This window comes from Halomonas sp. BMC6, assembly GCF_964204995.1.
Taxonomy (GTDB): Bacteria; Pseudomonadota; Gammaproteobacteria; order Pseudomonadales; family Halomonadaceae; genus Vreelandella.
Map to the genome: position 1 here is coordinate 2815240 of NZ_CAXNSH010000001.1, position 21593 is coordinate 2836832.

General features: G+C 58.5%; 19 protein-coding genes. 15 read left to right on the top strand and 4 right to left on the bottom strand.

The window, feature by feature from the left end; all coding sequences use genetic code 11:
- Position 1: 1 nt before the first annotated feature.
- The 3 genes from serC to AB6K10_RS13705 all read right to left on the bottom strand — a co-directional run bounded on the left by serC (position 2) and on the right by AB6K10_RS13705 (position 4388).
- Positions 2-1105: a 3-phosphoserine/phosphohydroxythreonine transaminase gene (serC, locus tag AB6K10_RS13695; protein ID WP_339119020.1), complete on the bottom strand. Its 1104-nt coding sequence runs from the start codon at positions 1103-1105 to the stop codon at positions 2-4.
- Positions 1089-3788: a DNA gyrase subunit A gene (gene gyrA / locus AB6K10_RS13700; protein WP_339119021.1), complete on the bottom strand. Its 2700-nt coding sequence runs from the start codon at positions 3786-3788 to the stop codon at positions 1089-1091. The genes serC and gyrA overlap by 17 nt, the downstream gene beginning before the upstream one ends.
- A 165-nt stretch (positions 3789-3953) precedes the next feature.
- The gene (locus AB6K10_RS13705; RefSeq protein ID WP_339119022.1) at positions 3954-4388 is read right to left on the bottom strand and encodes a thioesterase family protein; all 435 of its coding nucleotides are present in this window, start codon (positions 4386-4388) and stop codon (positions 3954-3956) included.
- Positions 4389-4554: 166 nt separating this feature from the next.
- Between AB6K10_RS13705 and AB6K10_RS13710 the strand changes: the two genes are divergently transcribed.
- The 13 genes from AB6K10_RS13710 (at position 4555) to AB6K10_RS13770 (ending at position 17921) form a co-directional block, all read left to right on the top strand.
- Positions 4555-5493, top strand: a complete 939-nt coding sequence (locus AB6K10_RS13710) for a recombination-associated protein RdgC (protein ID WP_159342280.1) — start codon at positions 4555-4557, stop codon at positions 5491-5493.
- 57 nt (positions 5494-5550) lie between these two features.
- On the top strand, positions 5551-6732 hold the full coding sequence (locus AB6K10_RS13715; protein WP_159342281.1) for a 1-acyl-sn-glycerol-3-phosphate acyltransferase: 1182 nt from the start codon (positions 5551-5553) through the stop codon (positions 6730-6732).
- A gap of 103 nt (positions 6733-6835) precedes the next feature.
- Positions 6836-7117, top strand: a complete 282-nt coding sequence (locus AB6K10_RS13720; RefSeq protein ID WP_159342282.1) for a hypothetical protein — start codon at positions 6836-6838, stop codon at positions 7115-7117.
- A gap of 110 nt (positions 7118-7227) precedes the next feature.
- Positions 7228-9264, top strand: a complete 2037-nt coding sequence (metG, locus tag AB6K10_RS13725; protein WP_339119023.1) for a methionine--tRNA ligase — start codon at positions 7228-7230, stop codon at positions 9262-9264.
- 113 nt (positions 9265-9377) lie between these two features.
- Complete coding sequence (locus AB6K10_RS13730) at positions 9378-10967, top strand: diguanylate cyclase (protein WP_159342284.1); 1590 nt, start codon at positions 9378-9380, stop codon at positions 10965-10967.
- The gene (gene rsxA, locus AB6K10_RS13735) at positions 10964-11545 is read left to right on the top strand and encodes an electron transport complex subunit RsxA (protein WP_253016289.1); all 582 of its coding nucleotides are present in this window, start codon (positions 10964-10966) and stop codon (positions 11543-11545) included. The genes AB6K10_RS13730 and rsxA overlap by 4 nt, the downstream gene beginning before the upstream one ends.
- Before the next feature lie 5 nt (positions 11546-11550).
- On the top strand, positions 11551-12132 hold the full coding sequence (gene rsxB, locus AB6K10_RS13740; protein WP_339119024.1) for an electron transport complex subunit RsxB: 582 nt from the start codon (positions 11551-11553) through the stop codon (positions 12130-12132).
- A complete protein-coding gene (gene rsxC / locus AB6K10_RS13745; RefSeq protein ID WP_339119025.1) occupies positions 12119-13789 on the top strand; it encodes an electron transport complex subunit RsxC in 1671 nt (556 codons plus the stop codon). Before rsxB ends, rsxC begins: the two co-directional genes overlap by 14 nt.
- A complete protein-coding gene (locus AB6K10_RS13750; RefSeq protein WP_339119026.1) occupies positions 13786-14817 on the top strand; it encodes an RnfABCDGE type electron transport complex subunit D in 1032 nt (343 codons plus the stop codon). Before rsxC ends, AB6K10_RS13750 begins: the two co-directional genes overlap by 4 nt.
- On the top strand, positions 14814-15440 hold the full coding sequence (locus tag AB6K10_RS13755) for an RnfABCDGE type electron transport complex subunit G (RefSeq protein WP_339119027.1): 627 nt from the start codon (positions 14814-14816) through the stop codon (positions 15438-15440). The genes AB6K10_RS13750 and AB6K10_RS13755 overlap by 4 nt, the downstream gene beginning before the upstream one ends.
- Entirely contained in the window at positions 15437-16138 is a 702-nt protein-coding gene (locus AB6K10_RS13760) for an electron transport complex subunit E (protein ID WP_339119028.1), read from the top strand. Before AB6K10_RS13755 ends, AB6K10_RS13760 begins: the two co-directional genes overlap by 4 nt.
- Before the next feature lie 29 nt (positions 16139-16167).
- The gene (gene nth / locus AB6K10_RS13765) at positions 16168-16806 is read left to right on the top strand and encodes an endonuclease III (protein ID WP_339119029.1); all 639 of its coding nucleotides are present in this window, start codon (positions 16168-16170) and stop codon (positions 16804-16806) included.
- Between the two features lie 26 nt (positions 16807-16832).
- Entirely contained in the window at positions 16833-17921 is a 1089-nt protein-coding gene (locus tag AB6K10_RS13770; RefSeq protein WP_339119030.1) for a hypothetical protein, read from the top strand.
- Here the strand turns inward: AB6K10_RS13770 and AB6K10_RS13775 are convergent.
- Positions 17867-18958, bottom strand: a complete 1092-nt coding sequence (locus AB6K10_RS13775; RefSeq protein ID WP_339119031.1) for a DUF3524 domain-containing protein — start codon at positions 18956-18958, stop codon at positions 17867-17869. The genes AB6K10_RS13770 and AB6K10_RS13775 overlap by 55 nt on opposite strands.
- A gap of 138 nt (positions 18959-19096) precedes the next feature.
- On the opposite strand from AB6K10_RS13775, the gene AB6K10_RS13780 reads away from it, so the two are divergent.
- Both AB6K10_RS13780 and AB6K10_RS13785 read left to right on the top strand, forming a co-directional pair.
- Positions 19097-19471, top strand: a complete 375-nt coding sequence (locus tag AB6K10_RS13780; protein WP_253016272.1) for a response regulator transcription factor — start codon at positions 19097-19099, stop codon at positions 19469-19471.
- On the top strand, positions 19468-21525 hold the full coding sequence (locus AB6K10_RS13785) for a 3'-5' exonuclease (RefSeq protein ID WP_339119032.1): 2058 nt from the start codon (positions 19468-19470) through the stop codon (positions 21523-21525). Before AB6K10_RS13780 ends, AB6K10_RS13785 begins: the two co-directional genes overlap by 4 nt.
- Positions 21526-21593: the final 68 nt, after the last annotated feature.

The following is a 21593-nucleotide window of genomic DNA, read 5'->3' on the forward strand; positions in this document are numbered from 1 at the left end:
GTTAGCCTCTTCGTTGTTCGAAATCCGCCATGAAGGCAATCAAAGCATCGACCGCCTCTTCGGGAACGGCGTTGTACAAGCTAGCGCGCATGCCACCGACGCTGCGATGACCTTTCAAATTGAGCAGCCCCGCCTCATCGGCTTCTTGTAAGAACGCGTTATCCAAACGCTCGTCGGCCAGTACGAACGGTACGTTCATCCGCGAACGGTTCGGTATGGCGATGGGGTTGCGGTAAAAATGGCTGGCATCGATAGCCGCATACAGCTTTTGCGCTTTGCGCTGATTCATCGCCTCCATCGCTTCCAGGCCACCCACGTCGTTTTTCAGCCATTGAAAAACGAGGCCCGATAAGTACCACGCGTACGTAGGTGGCGTGTTCACCATGGAACCCGCTTCCGCCAGCAGCTGATAATCGAATAGTGACGGAATGGTGCTTGGCGCGCGTCCCAGCAGGTCATCGCGCACCACAACGATGGTCAAGCCTGCCGGACCAATGTTCTTCTGAGCGCCAGCATAAATGACGCCATACTCACTGACATCAATGGGGCCAGAGAGAATGTTCGACGACATATCGCACACCAGCGGCACGGCTTTGCCATCTGCCCGAATCGCCTGCGGGATATAGTCGAACTCCAAACCGCCAATGGTTTCGTTGGAGGTGTAGTGCAAATAGGCAGCGTCATCGCTGATAGCCAGCGAGGCTTGATTAGGGACGGCCGTTTGCCCATTTGCCTCACTGCTGGCCGCTAGATGGCACTTAAAGCCAAGGCGTTTGGCTTCGCTCAGCGCCTTCTTCCCCCAAATACCGGTTTGGATGAAGTTTGCGCTCCCCCCTTGCCCCAGCAAGTTCATCGGCAGCATCGAAAACTGCATGCTTGCGCCGCCCTGTAAGAAGAGCACCCGATAATCGCTCGGGATCGCCAACAGCTCGCGCAAATCTGCTTCGGCGCGCTCTGCAATCACCACGAATTCATCGCTGCGGTGGCTCATCTCCATGACCGACAAGCCGCGCCCTTGATAGTCAAGCAGCTCGTCACGGGCGCGCTCGAGTACGGCGCTGGGCAGGGCCGCAGGCCCTGCGCAAAAATTATAATGACGTGTCATCGGTTCCCGGTTCCTGTGCGCCATTGTCTGCGTCTGCTGGCTCGCCCGTGTCTACGTCATCCGTCTCTTCAGGCTCATCCACGCGAACGGTTTTCACCAATTTTTCTTCTTTACCCAAGCGAATCAACATGACCCCTTGCGTATTGCGCGAAGTGGTCGAGACCTCCTCCACGCGGGTGCGCACCAACGTGCCGCGATCGGTGATCAGCATCATTTCGTCGCTGTCGTACACCTGCATCGCAGCCACCAGCGAACCGTTCCGCTCACTGGTCTGCATAGCGATGACACCCTGGCCACCCCGGCCACGCAGCGGGAACTCTTCGAGTCGGGTGCGCTTGCCGTAGCCATTCTCACTGGCCGTCAGGATATAAATTTGTCCTTCGCCCTGAGCGGGGGTCGCAGCGTCTGCTTGAGCATCTATCTCGGCATCGGTGTCGGCCTCAGCATCGATCTGCTGGCTCTTGGGAATGATCAAGCTGATCACTTCCGCATCGCCTGCCAAGCGCATGCCGCGCACGCCGCGAGCAGTACGGCCCATGGCGCGCACATTGCCCTCTTCGAAACGGATCGCTTTACCATTGGAAGAGAGCAGCATCGCGTGATCGGAACCCGAGGTAATCGCAGCACCTACCAAGCGGTCACCCTCTTCCAGGTCAATCGCAATCAGGCCAACGCTACGCGGGCGCGAGAACTGCTCGAGGCTGGTACGTTTCACCGTGCCCTTCGCGGTGGCGAAGAAGATGTAATGCTGGGGATCATAATCCCGAACCGGGAGAATGGCGTTGACCGACTCGCCCTCTTCCAGCGGCAACATGTTCACCAACGGCTTGCCACGAGAGCCGCGGCTGGCGTTCGGCATCTCGTACACTTTCAGCCAGTAGACCTTGCCACGGTTGGAGAAGAGCAGCACAGTGTCGTGGGTCGAGGCCACCAGCAGGTGCTCAATGACGTCCTCGTCTTTCATGGACGTCGCCGACTTACCACGGCCACCGCGACGCTGCGCTTGATAATCCGATAGCGGCTGTGTCTTCGCATAGCCAGAGCGGGACACGGTCACCACCATGTCCTCTTCTGCAATGAGATCTTCAATGGAGAGGTCCAGATGGCTGGCCTGAATCTCCGTGCGGCGATCATCACCGAACTGATCACGCACCGCGTGCAGCTCTTCGCGGATCACGTCCATCAGGCGATCGGCAGACGCCAGAATCTCCGTGAATTCGGCGATCTTTTCCAGAATCGACAGATACTCATCGAGCAGCTTTTCGGTTTCGAGCCCGGTCAAACGGTGCAACCGCAGCTCTAGAATGGCCTGCGCCTGCGCGGGAGAGAGTCGGTACTCGGTAGCAGAGGGATTGAGGCCAAAGCCCTCTTCCAGATCTTCCGGCTTGCAAGAGGTCGCACCGGCGCGCTCGAGCATGGCGGTGACTTGGCCCGGCTTCCACACCTTCGCCAGCAGTTTTTCACGGGCTTCCGCTGCGTTGGGGGATGCCTTGATCAGCTCGATGACTTCATCGATGTTGGAAATGGCCACTGCCAAACCTTCCAACAGATGGCCACGCTCACGGGCTTTCTTGAGTTCGAACAGCGTACGGCGAGTAACGACTTCACGACGGTGACGAATGAACGCCTCGAGCATCTCTTTGAGATTGAGCGTCCGCGGCTGGCCGTTCTCCAGCGCCACCATGTTGATACCGAACACGTTCTGCAGCTGGGTTTGGGCAAACAGGTTATTGACGACTACATCGCCCGACTCACCCCGTTTGATCTCGATCACCACGCGCAGGCCGTCTTTATCCGACTCGTCGCGAAGCTCGGCGATACCCTCGATCTTTTTCTCTTTGACTAGCTCGGCAATCTTCTCGATCAACCGCGCCTTGTTCACCTGATATGGCAGCTCGGTGATGATGATGTGATCGCGGCCGGTTTTATCGTCGTGCTCGATGGTGTGGCAGGCGCGTACGTAGATACGCCCACGCCCGGTACGGTACGCATCGAGAATGCCCGCGCGGCCATTGATGATGCCCCCGGTAGGGAAATCCGGCCCGGGGATGTACTGCATCAGATCATCCACTGACAGCGTGTAGTCGTCGATAAGGGCCAAGCAGCCGTCGATCACTTCCCGCATGTTATGGGGCGGAATGTTCGTCGCCATACCGACCGCGATTCCCGACGATCCGTTGATCAGCAGGTTGGGCACTTTGGTCGGCAGCACTTCTGGAATGCGCTCGGTGCCGTCGTAGTTATCGACCCAGTCGACCGTGTCTTTTTCAAGATCCGCCAGCAGCTCGTGCGCCAGTCGCGCCATGCGCACTTCGGTGTAACGCATGGCGGCCGCGTTATCACCATCGATGGAACCAAAGTTGCCTTGACCATCCACCAGCACGTGACGCATGGAGAAGTGCTGAGCCATCCGTACGATGGTGTCATACACCGCACTGTCACCGTGCGGATGGTATTTACCGATGACATCGCCGACGACACGCGCCGACTTCTTGTACGGTTTATTCCAGTCATTGCCCAGTTCGTGCATGGCAAACAGCACACGCCGGTGAACGGGCTTCAAGCCGTCGCGCACATCAGGTAGCGCGCGGCCGATAATGACACTCATCGCATAGTCGAGATACGACTGTTTTAGCTCGTCTTCAATATTGACGGGCAAGATTTCTCTGGCGATGTCACCCATGAAAGTCAGATCCTTTGCACTGCATTGGCACTGCGAGAGTTGAAAGCGCTTGAAAATGCCGCCTTTCGTCGTACGAGACCGAGTACAAGAAGGCGGCGCGCAGATACCGTGTCATCATACCACTGCATGCGCATCAAGGGCAGTCGGTGACACTGCCATTGCCATTTAGCCCGTAAACGCCTCCTTGGCCACGACCATCCCCTGCAGCACCTCGCGTACTTCCCCCTCAATGGCGGCAGCTTTGTTGGCCTTGACATCCAACAGGACGAAGGTGAGGTCGGCCTGAGCGACCAGGGTACCGTCGGCCCGCACGATGCGGTGGTGGCACAGCGCACTGCGCTCACCCACGTCGACGATGCCCGTCAATACCTGCAAATCGTCCCCCTGGACGGCCGCGGCGCGATAGTCGATGTTCAAATTGACCACGACGAAGGCTCGCCCCGCACTATGAAGCTGCTGGATGAGCCGTGGGTGCTCGTCGAAAAATGCCCAGCGCCCCTCCTCCATGAACTCCAGATAGCGCGCATTGTTGACATGACCATAGCCATCCAAATGGTAACCACGAACCCGCATACCAACCTGTGAGATTGACTCAGACATAGCATCCTCTTGTTCACTGCTTATAAAAATAGGCAAGGAATCATTAACACCTTGCAAATCAAACACAAGTTTAAAACCAGTGCAACAACAAGTCGCCGCGCCAAGGTGCTGGTAGGAAAGGCTTGGTTTCGACATAATGTGCCACCTTTTTCATAGGATCGGTGACATGTGGTTTAAGCACCTGCATTTATATCGCCTGCACGGCGCTCCCGAGCTAGATAGCCAAACGTTGGCCAACGCACTGGATGAGCATGCGGCCAAGCCGCTGGGTAATGCGGATGCACGCCGTTTAGGCTGGACGGCTCCTGCCGGGCGGCTAGGCGGCGACCAGCGTGTCCATGAAATTCAGGGGCACCGCCTACTCTCGGCCCTGCGCCAGGAACGCCTACTTCCTGCATCGGTCGTCAAAGAGGAAGTCGATGAAAAAGTCGCTGAGATCGAGGCCAGCGAAGGGCGCAAAGTAACCCGTAAGGAAAAAACGGCGCTTAAAGAGCAGGTCACCGAAGCACTCCTGCCCCGCGCCTTTGTCCGCAGCCAAAAAATCGACCTCTGGTGGGACACCAAACGCCAGCTCATCGGTGTGAATGCCAGCTCGCGCACCCGCGCCGAAGACGTCTTGGACCTGCTGCGCGAAACCTTAGGCAGCTTGAAAGCCACGCCGCTTAGTAGCCAGACGCTGCCCATTCGCGCCATGACCACCTGGCTTGGCGACCCGGCCAGCCGTCCTGCCGACCTCCAGCTTGGCGACCAGGTGGAGTTAAAGGCTAAAGGCGACGACGGCGTACTGCGTGCACGCCAGGTCGATCTCGATAGCGATGAAATCCAGCAGCTGCTCGAAAGCGGGCGCCAAGCCAGCAAACTCGCCATGAGTCTCGAAGGCCGCCTAAGCTTCGTGCTGCACGACGATCTAGCGCTCAAATCGCTACGTTTTGGCGACGCGCTCATCGAAGAAGCGGACCATGCCGACGACGGCGACGATGCGCTCGCCCGCTTGGAAACCGACTTCATCCTAATGGCCCAAGCGCTGTCTGACGATATTACCCGCCTGCTCGAATGGTTAGGTGGCGAAACTCAGCGGGAACCGACGGCCCAGCCAGACGCCTAAGCCACGAGACAGATAGCCGCCGTAACCCGATTATTTTGCTGATATCCAACGGATCGCATGACTCATCACAATAACGCACCCAACGCTGACTCACCGAATGACCCTTGGGCGGATATTCGCCCTTATATGGATCACGAGGTGGCCGATGTTCTTGAACGGCTTTCCCGCGATAGCGAGCTGCTCGATGCGCTGACCCGCTTCCGGCTGCCACGCATGGCCAAGTGGGCGCCGCCAGTGGCGCGCGCATTGGCAAGCCATGCCGTTCGGCGCGAGGTAAAGGGGGTCACCAGCGTTCGCGAATTCCAAATGCGTATCGCCAGCTATATGGTGCGCATGATCCGCACGACGACCGATGCATTCGACGTCTCGGGGCTCGACAAGCTCGACGACCATAGTGCCTACCTCTTCATTGGCAACCATCGCGATATCTCACTGGACCCTGCCTTCGTGAATTACGCGCTCTACGAAGCAGGTCGGGATACCGTGCGCATCGCGATCGGTGACAATTTGTTAAAGAAACCTTATGTCACCGACCTCATGCGGCTCAACAAAAGCTTCATCGTACCCCGCAGCGCTCGCGGCAAACGAGCCATGCTGGCTGCTTACCAGCAGCTCTCGTCGTACATCCGTCACTCGATTACCGACGACAATCACTCCATTTGGATGGCTCAGCGCGAAGGCCGTGCCAAGAACGGCATTGACCGCACCGACCCCGCCATTATCAAAATGCTCACCATGGCCAAGCGTCACGCCGAGCGCGACATGGTGTTTGGCGATGCCATTGCCGAATTAAAACTCGTGCCGGTATCCATCAGCTACGAATACGACCCTTGCGATGTGCAAAAAGCCCAAGAGCTTCACGACATTGCGAAACAAGGCAGCTACGCCAAGGGGGAGTTCGAAGACATTCGCTCGATCGTCGCGGGCATCACGGGCTCCAAAGGTCGCGTACAGCTCAAATTTGGTACGCCCGTCGGTGCCGATATGGCCACGCCCGATGAAGTCGCCGCTGAGATCGACCGCCAAGTCATTGGTGGCTATCGCCTCTTCCCCAGTCACTATCTTGCACTGGAAACATTGGGCGAGTCGCCGGAGCTGGTCGCCCGTAAAGCGATTACTCGCCAGGACCGGGAGCGCTTCAAAGCGCGCCTAGCCAGCGTGCCTGAAGCGCTGCGGCCTTACTGGCTCGCACAGTACGCCAACCCGGTGAAGCACAAGGCTGGGCGTCTGAGCCTGTAGCGACCAATCTGCGCATGCTCACGGTTAGAAAAAGTGCTATGGTCAAGGCATTCATTGGTCTCGCTTGGTAGCTTCACCAAGCGCGGTCTTAAGGAGACTCCCTATGTCCGCATCAGAAATTCAAAAAACACGTATCATCAACGAGCTACGCGGCTTCATTCGCAAGTTACTGCAGGACCCGAAAATTCTCGAGCAGTCACTGGCCATTGCCCGCACCCAGCTCACCGAAGGCAGCAGCCCCGCCATCATGGCGCGTATTGCCAATGAAATTTCAGACACCACCAGCGTGCATATTCCTGAAGACCCGGCCGAACACTCCGAGGCAGACAAACTGTTTCTAGAGCTGTTACGCGAAGTGGTGCAAGAAGAGCAGGCGCTGTACTAAGCCTCGGCCACACTCCTGGGTACGAGCACGCACTCAACATGACGTTACCGGCGAAGCACCTCCCCTTCGCCGTCTTTATTTGTATTGTCTAACCGGAATTTTCATTCACCATGTCCAATACTGCCCCGCGCAACATTCTGGTGACGAGCGCCCTTCCCTATGCCAACGGCGCCATTCACCTCGGCCACCTGCTGGAATACATTCAAACGGACATCTGGGTACGCTTTCAAAAAAGCCGTGGCCAGCAGTGTTACTACGTCTGTGCCGACGATGCTCACGGCACCGCGATCATGCTACGCGCCGAGCAGGAAGGGATTTCCCCAGAAGCCTTGATTGAACGGGTTTCTCAAGACCACCAGGAAGATTTCGCCCGCTTTGGTGTGGGGTTCGATAACTACCACTCCACTCACTCGGATGAAAACCGCTACTTCAGCGAGCTGATCTACACTCGCCTGCGGGACAAAGGTCATATCGCGACCCGCGATATCGAGCAAATGTTCGATCCGCAGAAAGGGCTGTTTCTTGCCGACCGGTTCATCAAAGGCACCTGCCCAAAGTGCCACGCAGACGACCAGTACGGCGATAACTGCGAAAAGTGCGGCGCGACCTACACACCGGCGGATCTGATCAACCCGGTGTCCGCCATTTCGGGTGCGACGCCCGAGGTGCGCAGTTCGACGCACTACTTCTTCAAACTGCCGGACTTCGCTGACTTTTTACAGCAGTGGATCAACGATGGTCACGTACAGCCACAAATCCGCAACAAGCTGATGGAGTGGTTCGAGTCGGGCTTCAACGAGTGGGACATTTCCCGCGACGCGCCCTACTTCGGTTTTGAAATTCCCGATGCGCCGGGCAAGTACTTCTACGTATGGCTAGACGCGCCCATCGGCTACCTCGCCAGCTTCAAGCATCTGTGCGAACGCGATGGGATCGATTTCGATAGTTTCTGGAAAAAAGAGTCGGACGCCGAGGTTTATCACTTCATTGGTAAGGACATCGTCTATTTCCACGCGCTGTTCTGGCCCGCCATGCTTCACGGTGCCGAGCTGCGCACGCCGACGGCAGTCAACTGTCACGGTTTCTTGACCGTCGATGGTGCAAAGATGTCGAAATCGCGCGGCACCTTCATCAAAGCCGCCACTTACGCCGAACACCTCAACCCTGAGTATCTGCGTTATTACTTTGCTGCCAAGCTCACGTCGAAAGTAGACGATCTTGACCTCAATCTTGACGACTTCGCGGCCCGAGTGAATTCGGATCTCGTCGGCAAGGTCGTGAACATCGCCAGCCGCTGTGCCGGCTTTGTCAAAAAACTCGGGAACGGCACGCTCTCAGCGCACTGTGCCGAGCCGCAGATGGTTGCCCGTTTCATCGCTGCTGGTGACGAGATCGCCGCCGATTTCGAAGCGCGTGAATTCAGCCGCGCCATGCGCAAAATCATGGAACTGGCCGATGAAGCCAATACCTACATTGCCGAGAAAGAGCCCTGGGCACTCGCTAAGCAAGAGGGCCGCGATCAGGAAGTGCTGGAGATCTGCTCGGTGGGCATCAACCTGTTCCGTCAGCTGATGGTCTACTTGGCACCGGTTGTCCCAGCCATGGCCGAGCAAGCCCGCGAATTCATAAATGTTGACACTCTGAATTGGGAAAGCCGTGGTAACGTACTGGTCAACCACCCGATCAACAAGTTCAAACCGCTGATGACACGGGTAGAGCGGGACAAGATCGACGCCATGATCGAGTCCTCGAAGGAAGATTTGGTAGAAGAGCAGAAGCTAAAGAACGCCCCGAAAGGCCCACTGGCCGACGAGCCCATCGCGGCAGGCATTAGCTTTGACGAGTTTGCCAAAGTCGACCTGCGGATTGCCCGAATTGCCAAAGCGCAATACGTCGAGGGGGCCGACAAACTGCTTCAGCTCACTCTAGATTTGGGCGGCGAAACCCGCAACGTTTTCTCGGGGATCCGCTCGGCTTATTCGCCAGAGGCGCTGGAAGGTCGTTTGACGGTGATGGTGGCTAACTTGGCACCCCGCAAAATGCGCTTTGGCGTTTCCGAAGGCATGGTGCTGGCCTCTGCCAACAACGATGGCATTTATTTGCTTTCGCCCGATGCTGGCGCTGAACCGGGTCAGCGTGTAACGTAACGCCGCCGTTCACGGACGAAAGGGGCAAGGCGCGCAGCCTGCCCCTTTTGTGTTTAAGCGACGTCCATTCTTATCGTTAGTGGTCGTCATTCACTTCAACATGAGTGTGTTTTATGGGCCAGCGCCTCTCCGTGTCATTGCGTTTTCGTTTCTTTGCCGTGCTTGGCGGGTTATTAATCGTCGCAATGATAGCCCTCGCGGTCATCAGCAAATGGCTGATATTTCCGGCGCTACAGGCCGAAGAGCGCACCGCCGTTCAGCGCGAACTGGACCGTGCGACACGCAGCCTGATGCTCAACCAAGAGAACCTGCTGGCACAAGCAAGGGACTGGTCACACTGGGACGATACCTACCGGTTCATCGAAGGCACTAACCCCCGCTACCGCGACGTCAACTTTAGCCAACAGATGTTCGAGGACATGAACTACCACCTGATGGCGTTTTTTACGCTGCAAGGCGACGTCCATTTCTTGGCAGGGTTGGAGCCAACCACTGGGCGTTATCAAACTTGCACCGCCGCCGTTGACCGCTGTGCGTGGATGGCTCCCTGGGTCGAGACCATGCAATCGGCAATGGCCGAGCACGTCGACCCAACGGCGCTGTATATCGAACAGTGGCCTGCCATCGTGGCTGCCAGCCAGATCTTACACACCGATGAAAGCGGTCCGCCCAACGGCTGGCTGTTCAAAGTGCGTGCGATGGATGACGCTTGGCTCGAACGGATGGTCGATTACACCGGACTTCCTCTTTCACTCGATGTCACGCCCTATGACGCCGACCAACCGACCGAACTTACCTTCTCTGGCGACCAGGTACGTGCCTCCCAGCAATTTCCTGCCTTCGGCACGAACGAGGCCGTCTCGCTAGGGATCGAATTAAATCGTGTGCAGTACTTGGCAAGTCTCACTACTTTTCGCTACATCCTGGCCTGGACAGCCGGTTTGATGCTGCTCGTCATTGGCATGGTACTATTACTGTTAGAGCGTATGGTGCTCAAGCCTCTGCGCCAGCTCACGGCGTTGACACAACCTTCATGCCCCTCCCCTGACAGTGATCACTTGACCCTGCGTCGGGATGAAATCGGCCTGCTTGCCAGGGCATACCTGGAGCAGCTCACCTGTCAGCAACAGCTCAATGCGGAACTGCTGCGCATGTCGACCCACGACTCTTTGACGGAGCTTCCCAACCGGCGGCTGTTCGATCAGCGCTTGATCGATGGCGTAAGCCACGCCAACGAACACAACGTACCGCTGGCCGTCATGATGCTGGATATCGACCACTTCAAGCTCTACAACGACGACTACGGTCACCAGCAAGGCGACGAGTGCTTGAAGAAAGTCGCCACGGCATTGCAAAACGAGGCCATTCGCCACGACGTACTCATTGCCCGCACCGGCGGCGAGGAGTTTAGCGCCCTGCTCCCGGGAGCCACGCCCCAACAGGCGAAAGCATTTGCCCACGCGCTGATACATGCTGTCGACCAGCTCCGCTTACCCCATGGGACCTCACCGGTGAGCCACTACGTGACGATTAGCGTTGGTATTGGCATGCTCAGCGATAGCGAGACACTGCTGCCCAGCGCGGTCATGGCCACCGCTGACCAAGCGCTCTACCTAGCCAAAGCGCAAGGACGACACCGTGTCGTGCTCTTCGAGCCTCCTCTAGCCAGCTGCCCTGTTTCTAAGCAAAATACACCGTCATGAATGAACTCTTCGTTATTTTGGTCAGCACCGCGCTGGTCAACAACTTTGTATTGGTCCAATTTCTTGGGCTATGCCCGTTCATGGGTGTCTCTAACAAGCTTGAATCCGCACTGGGAATGTCACTGGCGACCACGTTTGTCTTAACGCTAGCCTCTGCCGCCAGCTACGTGGTTTATCACGGCTTGCTGGTGCCCTTTGATATTACCTATCTGCGCACCATTAGTTTTATCGTCGTGATTGCCGCCGTGGTGCAGTTCACGGAAATTATGGTGCGCCAGCTCAGTCCGTTACTGCATCAGGTGCTGGGTATTTTTCTACCACTGATTACCACCAACTGCGCCGTCCTCGGCGTGGCGCTGCTGTCGCTGAACCGAGAGCTGAGCTTTTTTCATACCACGCTCTATGGCCTGGGAGCTGCGTTAGGCTTTTCGCTGGTGCTCGTACTGTTTGCCGCCCTGCGTGAGCGCTTGGCCAGCGCAGATGTGCCCAAGCCCTTTCGCGGCGCCGCGATTGCTATGATTACCGCCAGTCTCATGTCACTGGCGTTCCTTGGATTTTCCGGACTCGTACAGGGGTAACGGCCATGAGCGATTCATTTTCATGGTGGGGCGTGCTTAGCGCCGTCGGCGTGCTCACCGGTCTGGGCATCGTGTTTGGCGCGCTACTCGGCATGGCGAGCGCGCGCTTTAAAGGTGAAGAGAACCCGCTGGTCGAAAAAATCGATGCGCTGCTGCCACAAACCCAATGTGGCCAGTGCGGCTATCCCGGCTGTCGCCCCTACGCTGAAGCGATCAATCAGGGCGACGCCATCAATAAATGCCCTCCCGGCGGTGAGGCTACCATTCTCGCCCTAGCGGATATGCTCGGCCGCGACCCTGCCCCGCTCGATGGGGAAGCAGCCAGTGAAGATACCGTGGCGTATATCCGTGAAGCCGAGTGTATCGGCTGCACCAAGTGCATTCAGGCGTGCCCGGTAGATGCCATTATTGGCGCAGCCAAACAGATGCATACCGTAATCGAAGACGAGTGCACCGGCTGCGACCTCTGCGTAGACCCCTGCCCGGTGGACTGCATCGACATGCTGCCCAGACTCAAACCGCTGACACAGTGGGAGCCCATCGTGAGCGACCGCCAGCCATTGAGGAGCGCGCATGCCAGCCTATGAGTTTCCCGGCGGCATCTACCCGCCTGAACGTAAAGAGCGCTCCAATCAAGCGCCGCTGCGCACCGCGCCGTTGCCCAGTGAGGTAACGCTACCGCTGTCGCAACATACCGGTAAAGCGGCGCTTACCTGCGTCAACGTGGGCGATGCGGTCAAAACAGGCACACTAGTCGCCCGCCGAGATGGCATGGTCTCAGCTAATGTGCACGCCAGTATCAGCGGCACCGTGATCGAGATCACCGACCGCGCGATCATCATTCAAGGCGATGGCGAAGATCGCTGGACCACGCTGCCACCGCTGGATTGGCGAACCGCAGAGCGCGACGCGCTGCTGGAACGGCTTGATGACAGCGGGCTTATTGGGCTGGGTGGTGCGGGCTTTCCGACCTATATCAAAGCTCAAGTCAACGAGCACCACGCCATTGATACGCTGGTGGTCAATGCCGCCGAGTGCGAGCCTTATATTACCGCCGATGACCTCACGCTTCGCCACTATGCGTCGGATGTGCTTGAGGGGGCTCAATTGCTGGCTCGCCTATGCGGAGCCGCGCACATCATCGTCGGCATTGAAGATAACAAGCCTGAGGCTGTTCAGGCCCTACAAGCCCTTCTTACGATCAGTGCTGACAGCGAACCACTGGCGGACGTGACGCTGAAGATAATCGAAACCCGCTACCCCAGCGGCGGAGAGCGCCAGCTGATTAAAAAGCTGCTGAACCGCGAAGTGCCTAGCGGTGGGCTACCGACGGATATCGGCGTGCTCTGCCATAACCCCGGCACGCTGCTCGCGGCGCTACACGCCGTTCGTGATGGACAACCGCTGGTCGCAAGGGTCGTTACCCTAACCGGTGATGCCATTACCCAGCCCGGCAACTACTGGGTTCGTGTAGGTACCTCGGTAGACGCGCTGCTCGAACATGTTGGCGTGGCCCGCGAGCGGCTTCATCAAGTGGTGGTCGGGGGGCCGATGATGGGCACGCCGCTTACGTCATTAGAGGCCCCCGTCACCAAAACGACCAACTGCCTGATTGCCGCGACAAAAGAGGAGCTGCCGCCAGCACCCGTAGAAGCCCCCTGCATTCGCTGCGGCGCTTGTGAAAGTGTGTGCCCTGCTCAACTGCTTCCCCAGCAGCTGCACTGGTACGCCCGCGCCGAAAATGATACCGCCCTTGAGGCTCACCATCTGTTCGACTGTATTGAGTGCGGTGCCTGCAGCTACGTTTGCCCCAGCGCGATCCCTTTGGTGCAGGACTACCGCTCCTCCAAACAGCGTATTCGGCATAAACGCATCGAAACCGCCAAAGCGGAACACGCCAAGCACCGCTTTGAGTTCCGCCAAGCGCGGCTGGTCAGGGAAGAAGCGGAGAAGAAGGCGCGCCGTCAGGCACGGCTCGCCCAGCAGCAGTCCGCTTCCAGCGACGCTACGGGCACTCAAGCTGATCCCGCGGCAGACCTTCGCAGCCTGCGCATCGCTCAAACGGCCGCCAAAGCCGCCGTGCGAAAAGCGGAGAAAGTACTGGCACGGGCCGCCGCTCAAGACCCGCAGCAGCACCACGACGATTTGGAGACTCAGCTCGCCACTGCCCAAGAGAATTTCAAAGCGGCAGAGGCACGATTGGCCGAAGCCCGTGCCGCCAGTGAACAGAAGGAAGCGCCATGAGCATGATGCACGCCCCCCAGCTGGGTAAAGCACCATCAACAGCCCATGTGATGCGCTGGGTCATCGCCGCCACGCTTCCGGGCCTTGCGGTGATGACGCTCTATTTTGGGCTAGGGATACTCAGCAACGTACTGATCGCGGCGCTTTGGGCCGTCGCCGCTGAGGCGCTCGTTCTACGCCTGCGCCACCGCCCCATTTGGCCGACGCTCAACGACTCCAGCGCCCTGCTCACTGGCGTGTTGCTAGGCGCCTCGTTGCCACCTGCGAGCCCCTGGTGGCTAATTGGCGTTGGGGTGATCGCCGCCGTCGTCGTCGCGAAGCAGCTCTATGGCGGCTTGGGCCACAATCCGTTCAACCCTGCGATGGTGGGCTATGCACTGCTGCTGGTGTCGTTTCCCACCCATATGACGCTCTGGGCACCGCCTCAAGCGCTATGGCCCGACTCCCTCTGGCCACAAATAATGGGAACACTACCCACGTCAGCGCTCGACGGCCTGAGCGGAGCCACTCCTTTAGATGCTTTCAAACACAAAGGTGAAGCGGTCATGGCCAGCGAGTTCTGGGCATCGTCGCCGCTCCCTGACGGCACGCTGAATGCTTGGCGCAATATCGCGCTGGCATGGCTGGCAGGGGGCGTTGTGTTGATCGTCAAGCGGCTAATAAGTTGGCATATTCCAGTCGCTATGCTGGGCAGCATGACGCTGCTCTCCGCGCTGTTTTATGCCAGCGACACCAGCCACTTTGCCTCACCGCTGTTTCATCTGCTCACCGGGGCGACGCTGTTTGGTGCCTTCTTTATTGCCACCGACCCGGTCTCAGCGGCCACCAGCCGCCGGGGGAAGCTGCTGTACGGTGCGGGCATTGGCGTGCTGGTCATCCTGATTCGCAATTTAGGGGGCTACCCGGATGCCGTCGCCTTTGCCGTGCTGCTGATGAACCTCTGCGTGCCGCTGCTGGACATGGTCAGCGTGCCACGCCCGGTCGGTCAAGCTACCGCTCGGCCTGATGAGAGGAAAAGCGCGCCATGACCACTCAACACGCTATGCTGCGCGGTGCGCTGGCCCTTGGCCTGTTTGCCCTGGTTACTGCCGGCAGCGTCGCCCTCACCCGCGCCGTGACCGCCGAGCGCATTGCCGCGCACCAGCTTGCTTATCAGCATCGTCAGCTGCAGGAAGTGTTGCCCGCCTCACTGGCCTCGGTGCCGGTTCAGGCCGTATTAGAAAGCGCATTTTCGCTACCCGACCCAACGCCATTGGGGCACGGCACGCCTCAAGAGGGTTGGCGGGTGCAGCAAGGCAGCAACACCGCCACCATTCTGCCGGTCGTGACACGCCAAGGGTACAACGGTGAAATTCGCTTGCTAGTGGCTATCAACCAAAGCGGGCAACTCACCGGGGTGCGGGTGACTCACCACCAAGAGACGCCAGGGCTTGGCGATGATATCGAGCGGTCACGCAGCGACTGGATCACGTCATTCGACGGCCTAAGCCTCGAGAGCCTGCCCCCAAGCGGCTGGGCCGTGAGCAAAGAGGGTGGCGAATTCGATAGCTTTACCGGCGCAACGATTACGCCAAGGGCCGTCATTAACGCCGTTTATGAGGCGCTGCGCTACTATCAGCGCGAACTCGCTCAACAGGAGCCCACGCCATGAGCCAGTGGACACAGCTTGCCCGAGAAGGGCTTTGGTCGAATAACCCAGTGCTGGTGCAGCTACTGGGACTTTGCCCGCTGCTGGCCGTCAGCGCCACGGTGGTGAATGCGCTGGGCTTGGCGCTGGCCACACTGCTGGTCTTGGTAGGGGCCAGCACAACAATCTCACTCATTCGCCATCAGGTGCCTAGCGCCGTGCGGCTCCCCGCGTTTGTGATGGTAATTGCCGCCTTTGTGACCTGCGCCGAGCTGTTAATGGCCGCGTTTGCTTACTCGCTTTACCAAATTTTGGGGATTTTCATCCCGCTCATCGTAACGAACTGCGCCATTTTGGGCCGTGCGGATGCGTTTGCCTCTCGCCAACCCGTGCTGCCTGCCGCCGTCGATGGGCTGATGATGGGGCTGGGCTTTGGTGCGGTATTAGTGCTGATGGGCGCGATCCGCGAGCTGGTGGGCCAAGGAACGCTGTTTAGCGACATGGCGATGCTGTTTGGGCCGGTTGCCGCTCACTGGCAGATCACCCTGGTGGCGGATTACCAGTTTCTCTTTTTCATCCTGCCCCCCGGCGCGTTCTTCGTGGCAGGGCTTCTGATCGCGCTAAAAAACGTGCTGGATCAGCGTCGTGCTGCCCGCGCTCGGCCCGTCGACGTCGCACCGCGAGCCGAGCGCCGTGTGCGGGTCACCGGCACTATTAAATAAGCACCATTCAATAACCAAGAGAACACGCCATGAATGCTCAAAAGCGTCATGAGATATTTGCGCGCCTTCAGGCGGAAAACCCGCACCCGACTACCGAACTCAACTGGAGCACGCCATTCGAGCTGTTGGCCGCGGTCTTGCTCTCCGCTCAAGCCACGGATGTAGGCGTCAATAAAGCAACGGCCACCCTCTTTCCGGTCGCCAATACGCCCGAGGCCATCATTGCGCTGGGCATCGATGGACTGAAGCAGCACATCAAAACCATTGGGCTCTTCAACACCAAGGCAGAGAATCTGATGAAAACCTGCCACCTGCTGGTCAACCAACATGGTGGCGAAGTGCCCAACACTCGCAAAGCGCTGGAAGCGCTGCCCGGCGTCGGGCGTAAAACGGCTAACGTGATTCTGAATACCGCCTTTGGCCAACCCACCATTGCGGTAGATACGCATATTTTTCGCGTGTCGAACCGCACCGGTATCGCCAAGGGTAAAGACGTCGTCGAGGTCGAGCAGAAGCTGTTGCGCCACGTGCCCAGCGTGTTCAAACAAGATGCCCACCACTGGCTGATTTTACACGGGCGATACACCTGCATTGCGCGAAAACCTCGTTGCGGCAGCTGCATCATCGAAGATCTGTGCGACTATAAAGAAAAGACCGAGCTTGCCTAACGGCATGCCAATGCCAGGACCGCCCCATGCCTAGCCCCGCCGCCCTGCTTCACCGCCAGCCGATTGCCCAACGCATCGACGCGCTACTCGACCTTGCCAAACAGCACGCCGAGCGCTTCTGTAGCCCCGACGCTTGGCTTGCTCGTCAGCGCTACCTGGCACAGCACCCTACGTCGATCGTGGTGATGAAGTGTATGGATGGGCGGATTCACATTCCCCATGCTACCCGCACGCCGCTTGGGATCATTACGCCGTTTCGTAATTTGGGGGGTATTTTTGATCTGGGCTGGCCGTATCTAGGCGAGCTCATCACCGAGTCGGTACTGCAAGCGGCTGACAGTGGCCGCGCCACACTGCTGCTGATTACCTACCACTTCTCTAGCGGTCATCACGCACGCGGCTGCGCCGGGTTCAACTGCGATACCGAGGCTGCCAAAGCCCACGCGTACGCCATAGCTCAGCAAGCGGGAGAGCTGTTTGGTCACGACCATCAGCAGGTGTACCCACTGGTGTGCGGCTTTGAAACCGATAGCGACGCCATGATCCTTCACGGCCAAGGTGGCGAGATGCTCGACATACGCGACTGGATCGACCGCCAAGCGAGTGATTTACCCGCCACGTTAGCCAGCGTTTGCCCCGACATGCCCGATGATATTCAACGGGATCTACTGCCGCTGCTGGTGGGCAACATGGCCCATGTGAGCGAGCTAAGCGGTGTCGCCCGGGCGCTTGAGATTGAACACCGCGAATGGGTTATTTGCATTGGCCGTGGGTTCGATTTCTTGCACCTTCCCAACACCGCGCTGATTATCGGCCCCTACGGCCCGGACTTGGCCGCGCCCATTGCAACCGCCGCAAGCATCATCGACGCCAACATGCGCGCCGGGCGGATTCCCGATGATGGCTTTATGCTGCTGGCCTCCACGCCCTACCAACACAGTGGCGTGGATCGGGCGCGGGCCGCGCTGAAATCACGCTTTTTATCGGATTTTGCCGAGCAGGTAATTCGTCACCATCACCCACGGCTTGCCGAGAAAATGCGTCGCCATACGGCGGTGGTTCACTGGCCCACCCGGCGAATGGATTCATTAGACCCACCTTCCACCAGCAACTGACGGTACGTTTCACGCCAGCTCGGCCACTGCCAGGGCTGCGTATCCAACGGCGCTGGTTGACGATTGGGTTCCAACAGCCACGCGCTCAAGCGCAGGTAGAGCCCCTCTGGTGTGCCATCGTAGCGGTATTGGACGGGGTAAAGTTCAGGAAAGCAGAGCCTATCTGGCACTAGCGGCGTGGCTCCGCGTTGGGCGGCCTCCATGATCGCCAGCCCCTGAAACTCGTGCCAAGTAGTGGACACCGCGATGCCGCCACCGTTGAGCAGCGCGCGGTACTCCGCCTCCGGCTGCGGCCCCCAGCAGATGATATGTTCAGCCAAACGTGCCTCCGCCTCGGCAAAGATCGGCGGCACGTCGCGAAACTGCTGGCCAAGCACCGCCAACTCGAACGGCACCTGCTGCTCGCTGAGTTTGAACAATACCGCGAAGAAGTCCTCCGGGTTTTTGTCATACTCCCAGCGGTGGTTCCAAATCAGCCGCCGTGGGTTTGCGTTGCCAGCAGCGCTAAAGGTAGCAGGCGCCATGGGCACAGGCACCACGCGAGCGCTTTGACGTAACCGTTCTAGCGGTTTAGCCGCCGGTAGATTTTCCGGCATTTTCTTTAAAAAACGCCGCGCACCGTCAAAAAAAGAGTCCCGGTTATAGGCCGTGTTGAACACCAGCACATCCGCCGCCAGTGCCGCATACAGGTTGACCATTTTAGCTTCTACCTGGGGCATCTGATCGCTGGATTCTGGGTAGGCGAACTGATTTTCGTGAAAATAGACGATCTTTCTAGCCCGCCCCAGGTGGGGAAACAGGCCCAGCAAGGTGGCAATATCTACCATGGATGTTGCCAGCACTACATCGTAAGGCTGACTTAATCGCTCATACTCTTTTAACCACCAGCTCAACGGGTTACCGCGAATGCGCCAAGAGAAGTGGCGTGGCGGCAGACTGAGCAGCGTCCAGTCCACGTCGGTGACTTCGGCCATCAGGCTGTTTGCCCAGTAACGGTGGCTAACCGCTTCATAAGCCGATAACAATAAAACGCGCATTATTCTGTCTACCGTGAGAGGTTCTCTGCATACCCCGCATTCGGCCAAGGTCGTCTTGGCCGAATGCCTCATGCTACATACACTTAACTCAACATTTGCCGTCTGATTGATCATCTAACGTCGCTGGGAGAGACCATAATGGCCAACGTATTAGTGGTCGATGATGAGCCCAATATTCTACTGTCGCTTGAGTTCCTCATGTCCCAGGCGGGGCTGACGGTGACCACGGCCGCCGACGGCGAAACGGCACTGCGAAAAATCGCCGAGGCCGCCCCTGACCTTCTGCTCCTGGATATCAGCCTGCCTGGCATCAGCGGCTTTGAAGTGCTCGAACAGCTTCGTCGCGCTGAATCCGAGCGGCATTTACCGGTCATCATGTTAACGGCTCATGGCCGTGAAGTAGAGCGAGAAAAGGGCTTTGCGCTGGGTGCCGATGACTACGTCACCAAACCTTTCTCGACCCAACAGTTGGTCGCAAAAGTCAAAGCATTACTCGTCGAGCGTGCCACATGACCCCCAAAGGACTCCCTAAACGCCAGCGCCTGGTCGGTGTATGGCTACTGCTCAGCGGCGTTAGCCTTTTCGGGGGCGTCCTTTTTGCCGCTTGGTTAGATAGCCAGTTGGCGCTTTCGGGCATGGCGCGTTGGATTCTATGGCTAGGCAGTTTATCAGGCGGTATTACGCTCTTTTCAATAGGCCTGCTGCTAGAGCGCATGCTCTTCACGCCCCTACGTCACCTTCAAGCGCAGTTGGCGCGCTGGGTCGCCAATCCCGATGCCCCAGACGACCACACCGCCGAGGGCTGGTTAACAGGGCTCGGCCCAGACCTTCGCCGGGTCAGCCACCGCTGGCGAGCCGACCGCGCACGGCTTACCACCGCGCATGCAGAAGGCGCGCGCAGTGCCTCGCGTATCCGTCAAGAACTGGAGACGCTGCTCCAGGTACTGGAAACACCGCTACTTCTCTGCGACCGGCATCGGCGTGTGATGCTGTTCAATCAGGCGGCCGAAACATTTTTTGCGGACAATACCGGGCTAGGGTTGGGTAAACGCCTGGACGCTCTGTTGCCGACCGCGACGCTGGCCCATGCCATGACACAACTACCCGACGATGGCTCGCCCCGTGAAATGCTCGCCCCCTGCGGCCAGCGCTGGCTAAAGGTGGTCATTCGCCGGGTACCCGGTAGTGAGCATGAAACACTGGTGACCTGTAGCGATACAACCACCACCTGGAACAATGAAATGGGCGTGCGCGCCGCCCTAAACCGCATGCTTCCTCCATTACGCCAACACGCGGCCAATCTGAGCAGTGCCGCCGACGCATTGCGCCAACTCCCTTGTTCTCAAACGTCACCCGCGCTGCGAACACGTTTCGAGCACGTACTGCACGACGAAAGCCAAGCGCTCAACCAGCGCGTTGCCGAGATCGGAAACCTGTTGGATGACCTTCAGTATCACGGCGAACGCTTGCGGCCCATCTGGTCCAACGATTTTTGGCAATCGCTGGATGAACGTCTCGACCCCGCCCAGCGCTTGATTACACCTATCGGTGTCCCCGCCTGGTTCAAGGGCGACGCCCCCGCCCTCATCGAGCTGTTCGCGTCATTAGTGGAACATTTGCGCTGCCACCTGCCCGCCAGCGGCTTCGAAGGTGAAATGACGCTTTACTCGAAACGCGCCTACGTCGATCTCATTTGGCGAGGGGCGGCCGTGCCTGAAAGCGAGCTCAGCGTCTGGCGCGAATCACCATTGACCACGCTGCCACTCAGCCCCACCGTGGCCGATATACTGCGCCAGCACGCCACCGATATTTGGAGTGTCACCGACAAGGATAAACGCCATGCCAGGCTGCGGCTGCCGCTCCCTGTTATCGCTCAGACGCAAGCGCCAAGAGAAATGGCACCGCCACGCCCGGAGTTCCATGATTTTGGCATCGCGCAGTTACCAGCGCCGGATGACACCTTAGCCAATCGCGCGCTGCGCAGCTTGGAGATCGTAGCATTCGATACGGAAACCACTGGCCTTGAGCTCCGCCGAGGCGATACGGTGATTAGCTTGGGCGCCTGCCGGATCGTCAATGGCCGCTTGCTGGCCAACGATGCGTTCGATCATTTCGTCGACCCCAAACGCACCATTCCTGCTGCCAGCACCGTGATTCACGGGATTACCGATGCGGACGTTGCCGGTGCGCAGCCGCTAAATATCGTGTTGGGCCTCTTTCGAGATTACGTGGGCGATGCCGTCATGCTCGCCCATAACGCCGATTTCGATATGCTAGCCATTAGCGGGCACGGCGTTCATTTCGATATGCCGGTGCTAGACACGCTCCTGCTGTCAAAAGCCCTCGATGAGGCGCTGGATGGTCACGATTTGGATACGCTGGCCAAACGTTACGATTTACGCTTTCCTCCCAATACCCGGCACACAGCATTAGGAGATGCCCGTGTAACGGCGGAGCTTTGGCTGGCACTCTTACCCCGCCTGGAAGCCCGTGGCATCGATACGCTAGACGCGCTATTGGCACTTCAGGCCAATGCCTTCGATAAAGAGGACGCTAGCGCGCCATGACGCCTCCCCACTCTGATCCTCGGCAGCGGGAGAGACGCCTTGCGCTCGTGCTACTTGCCCTCTTCCTG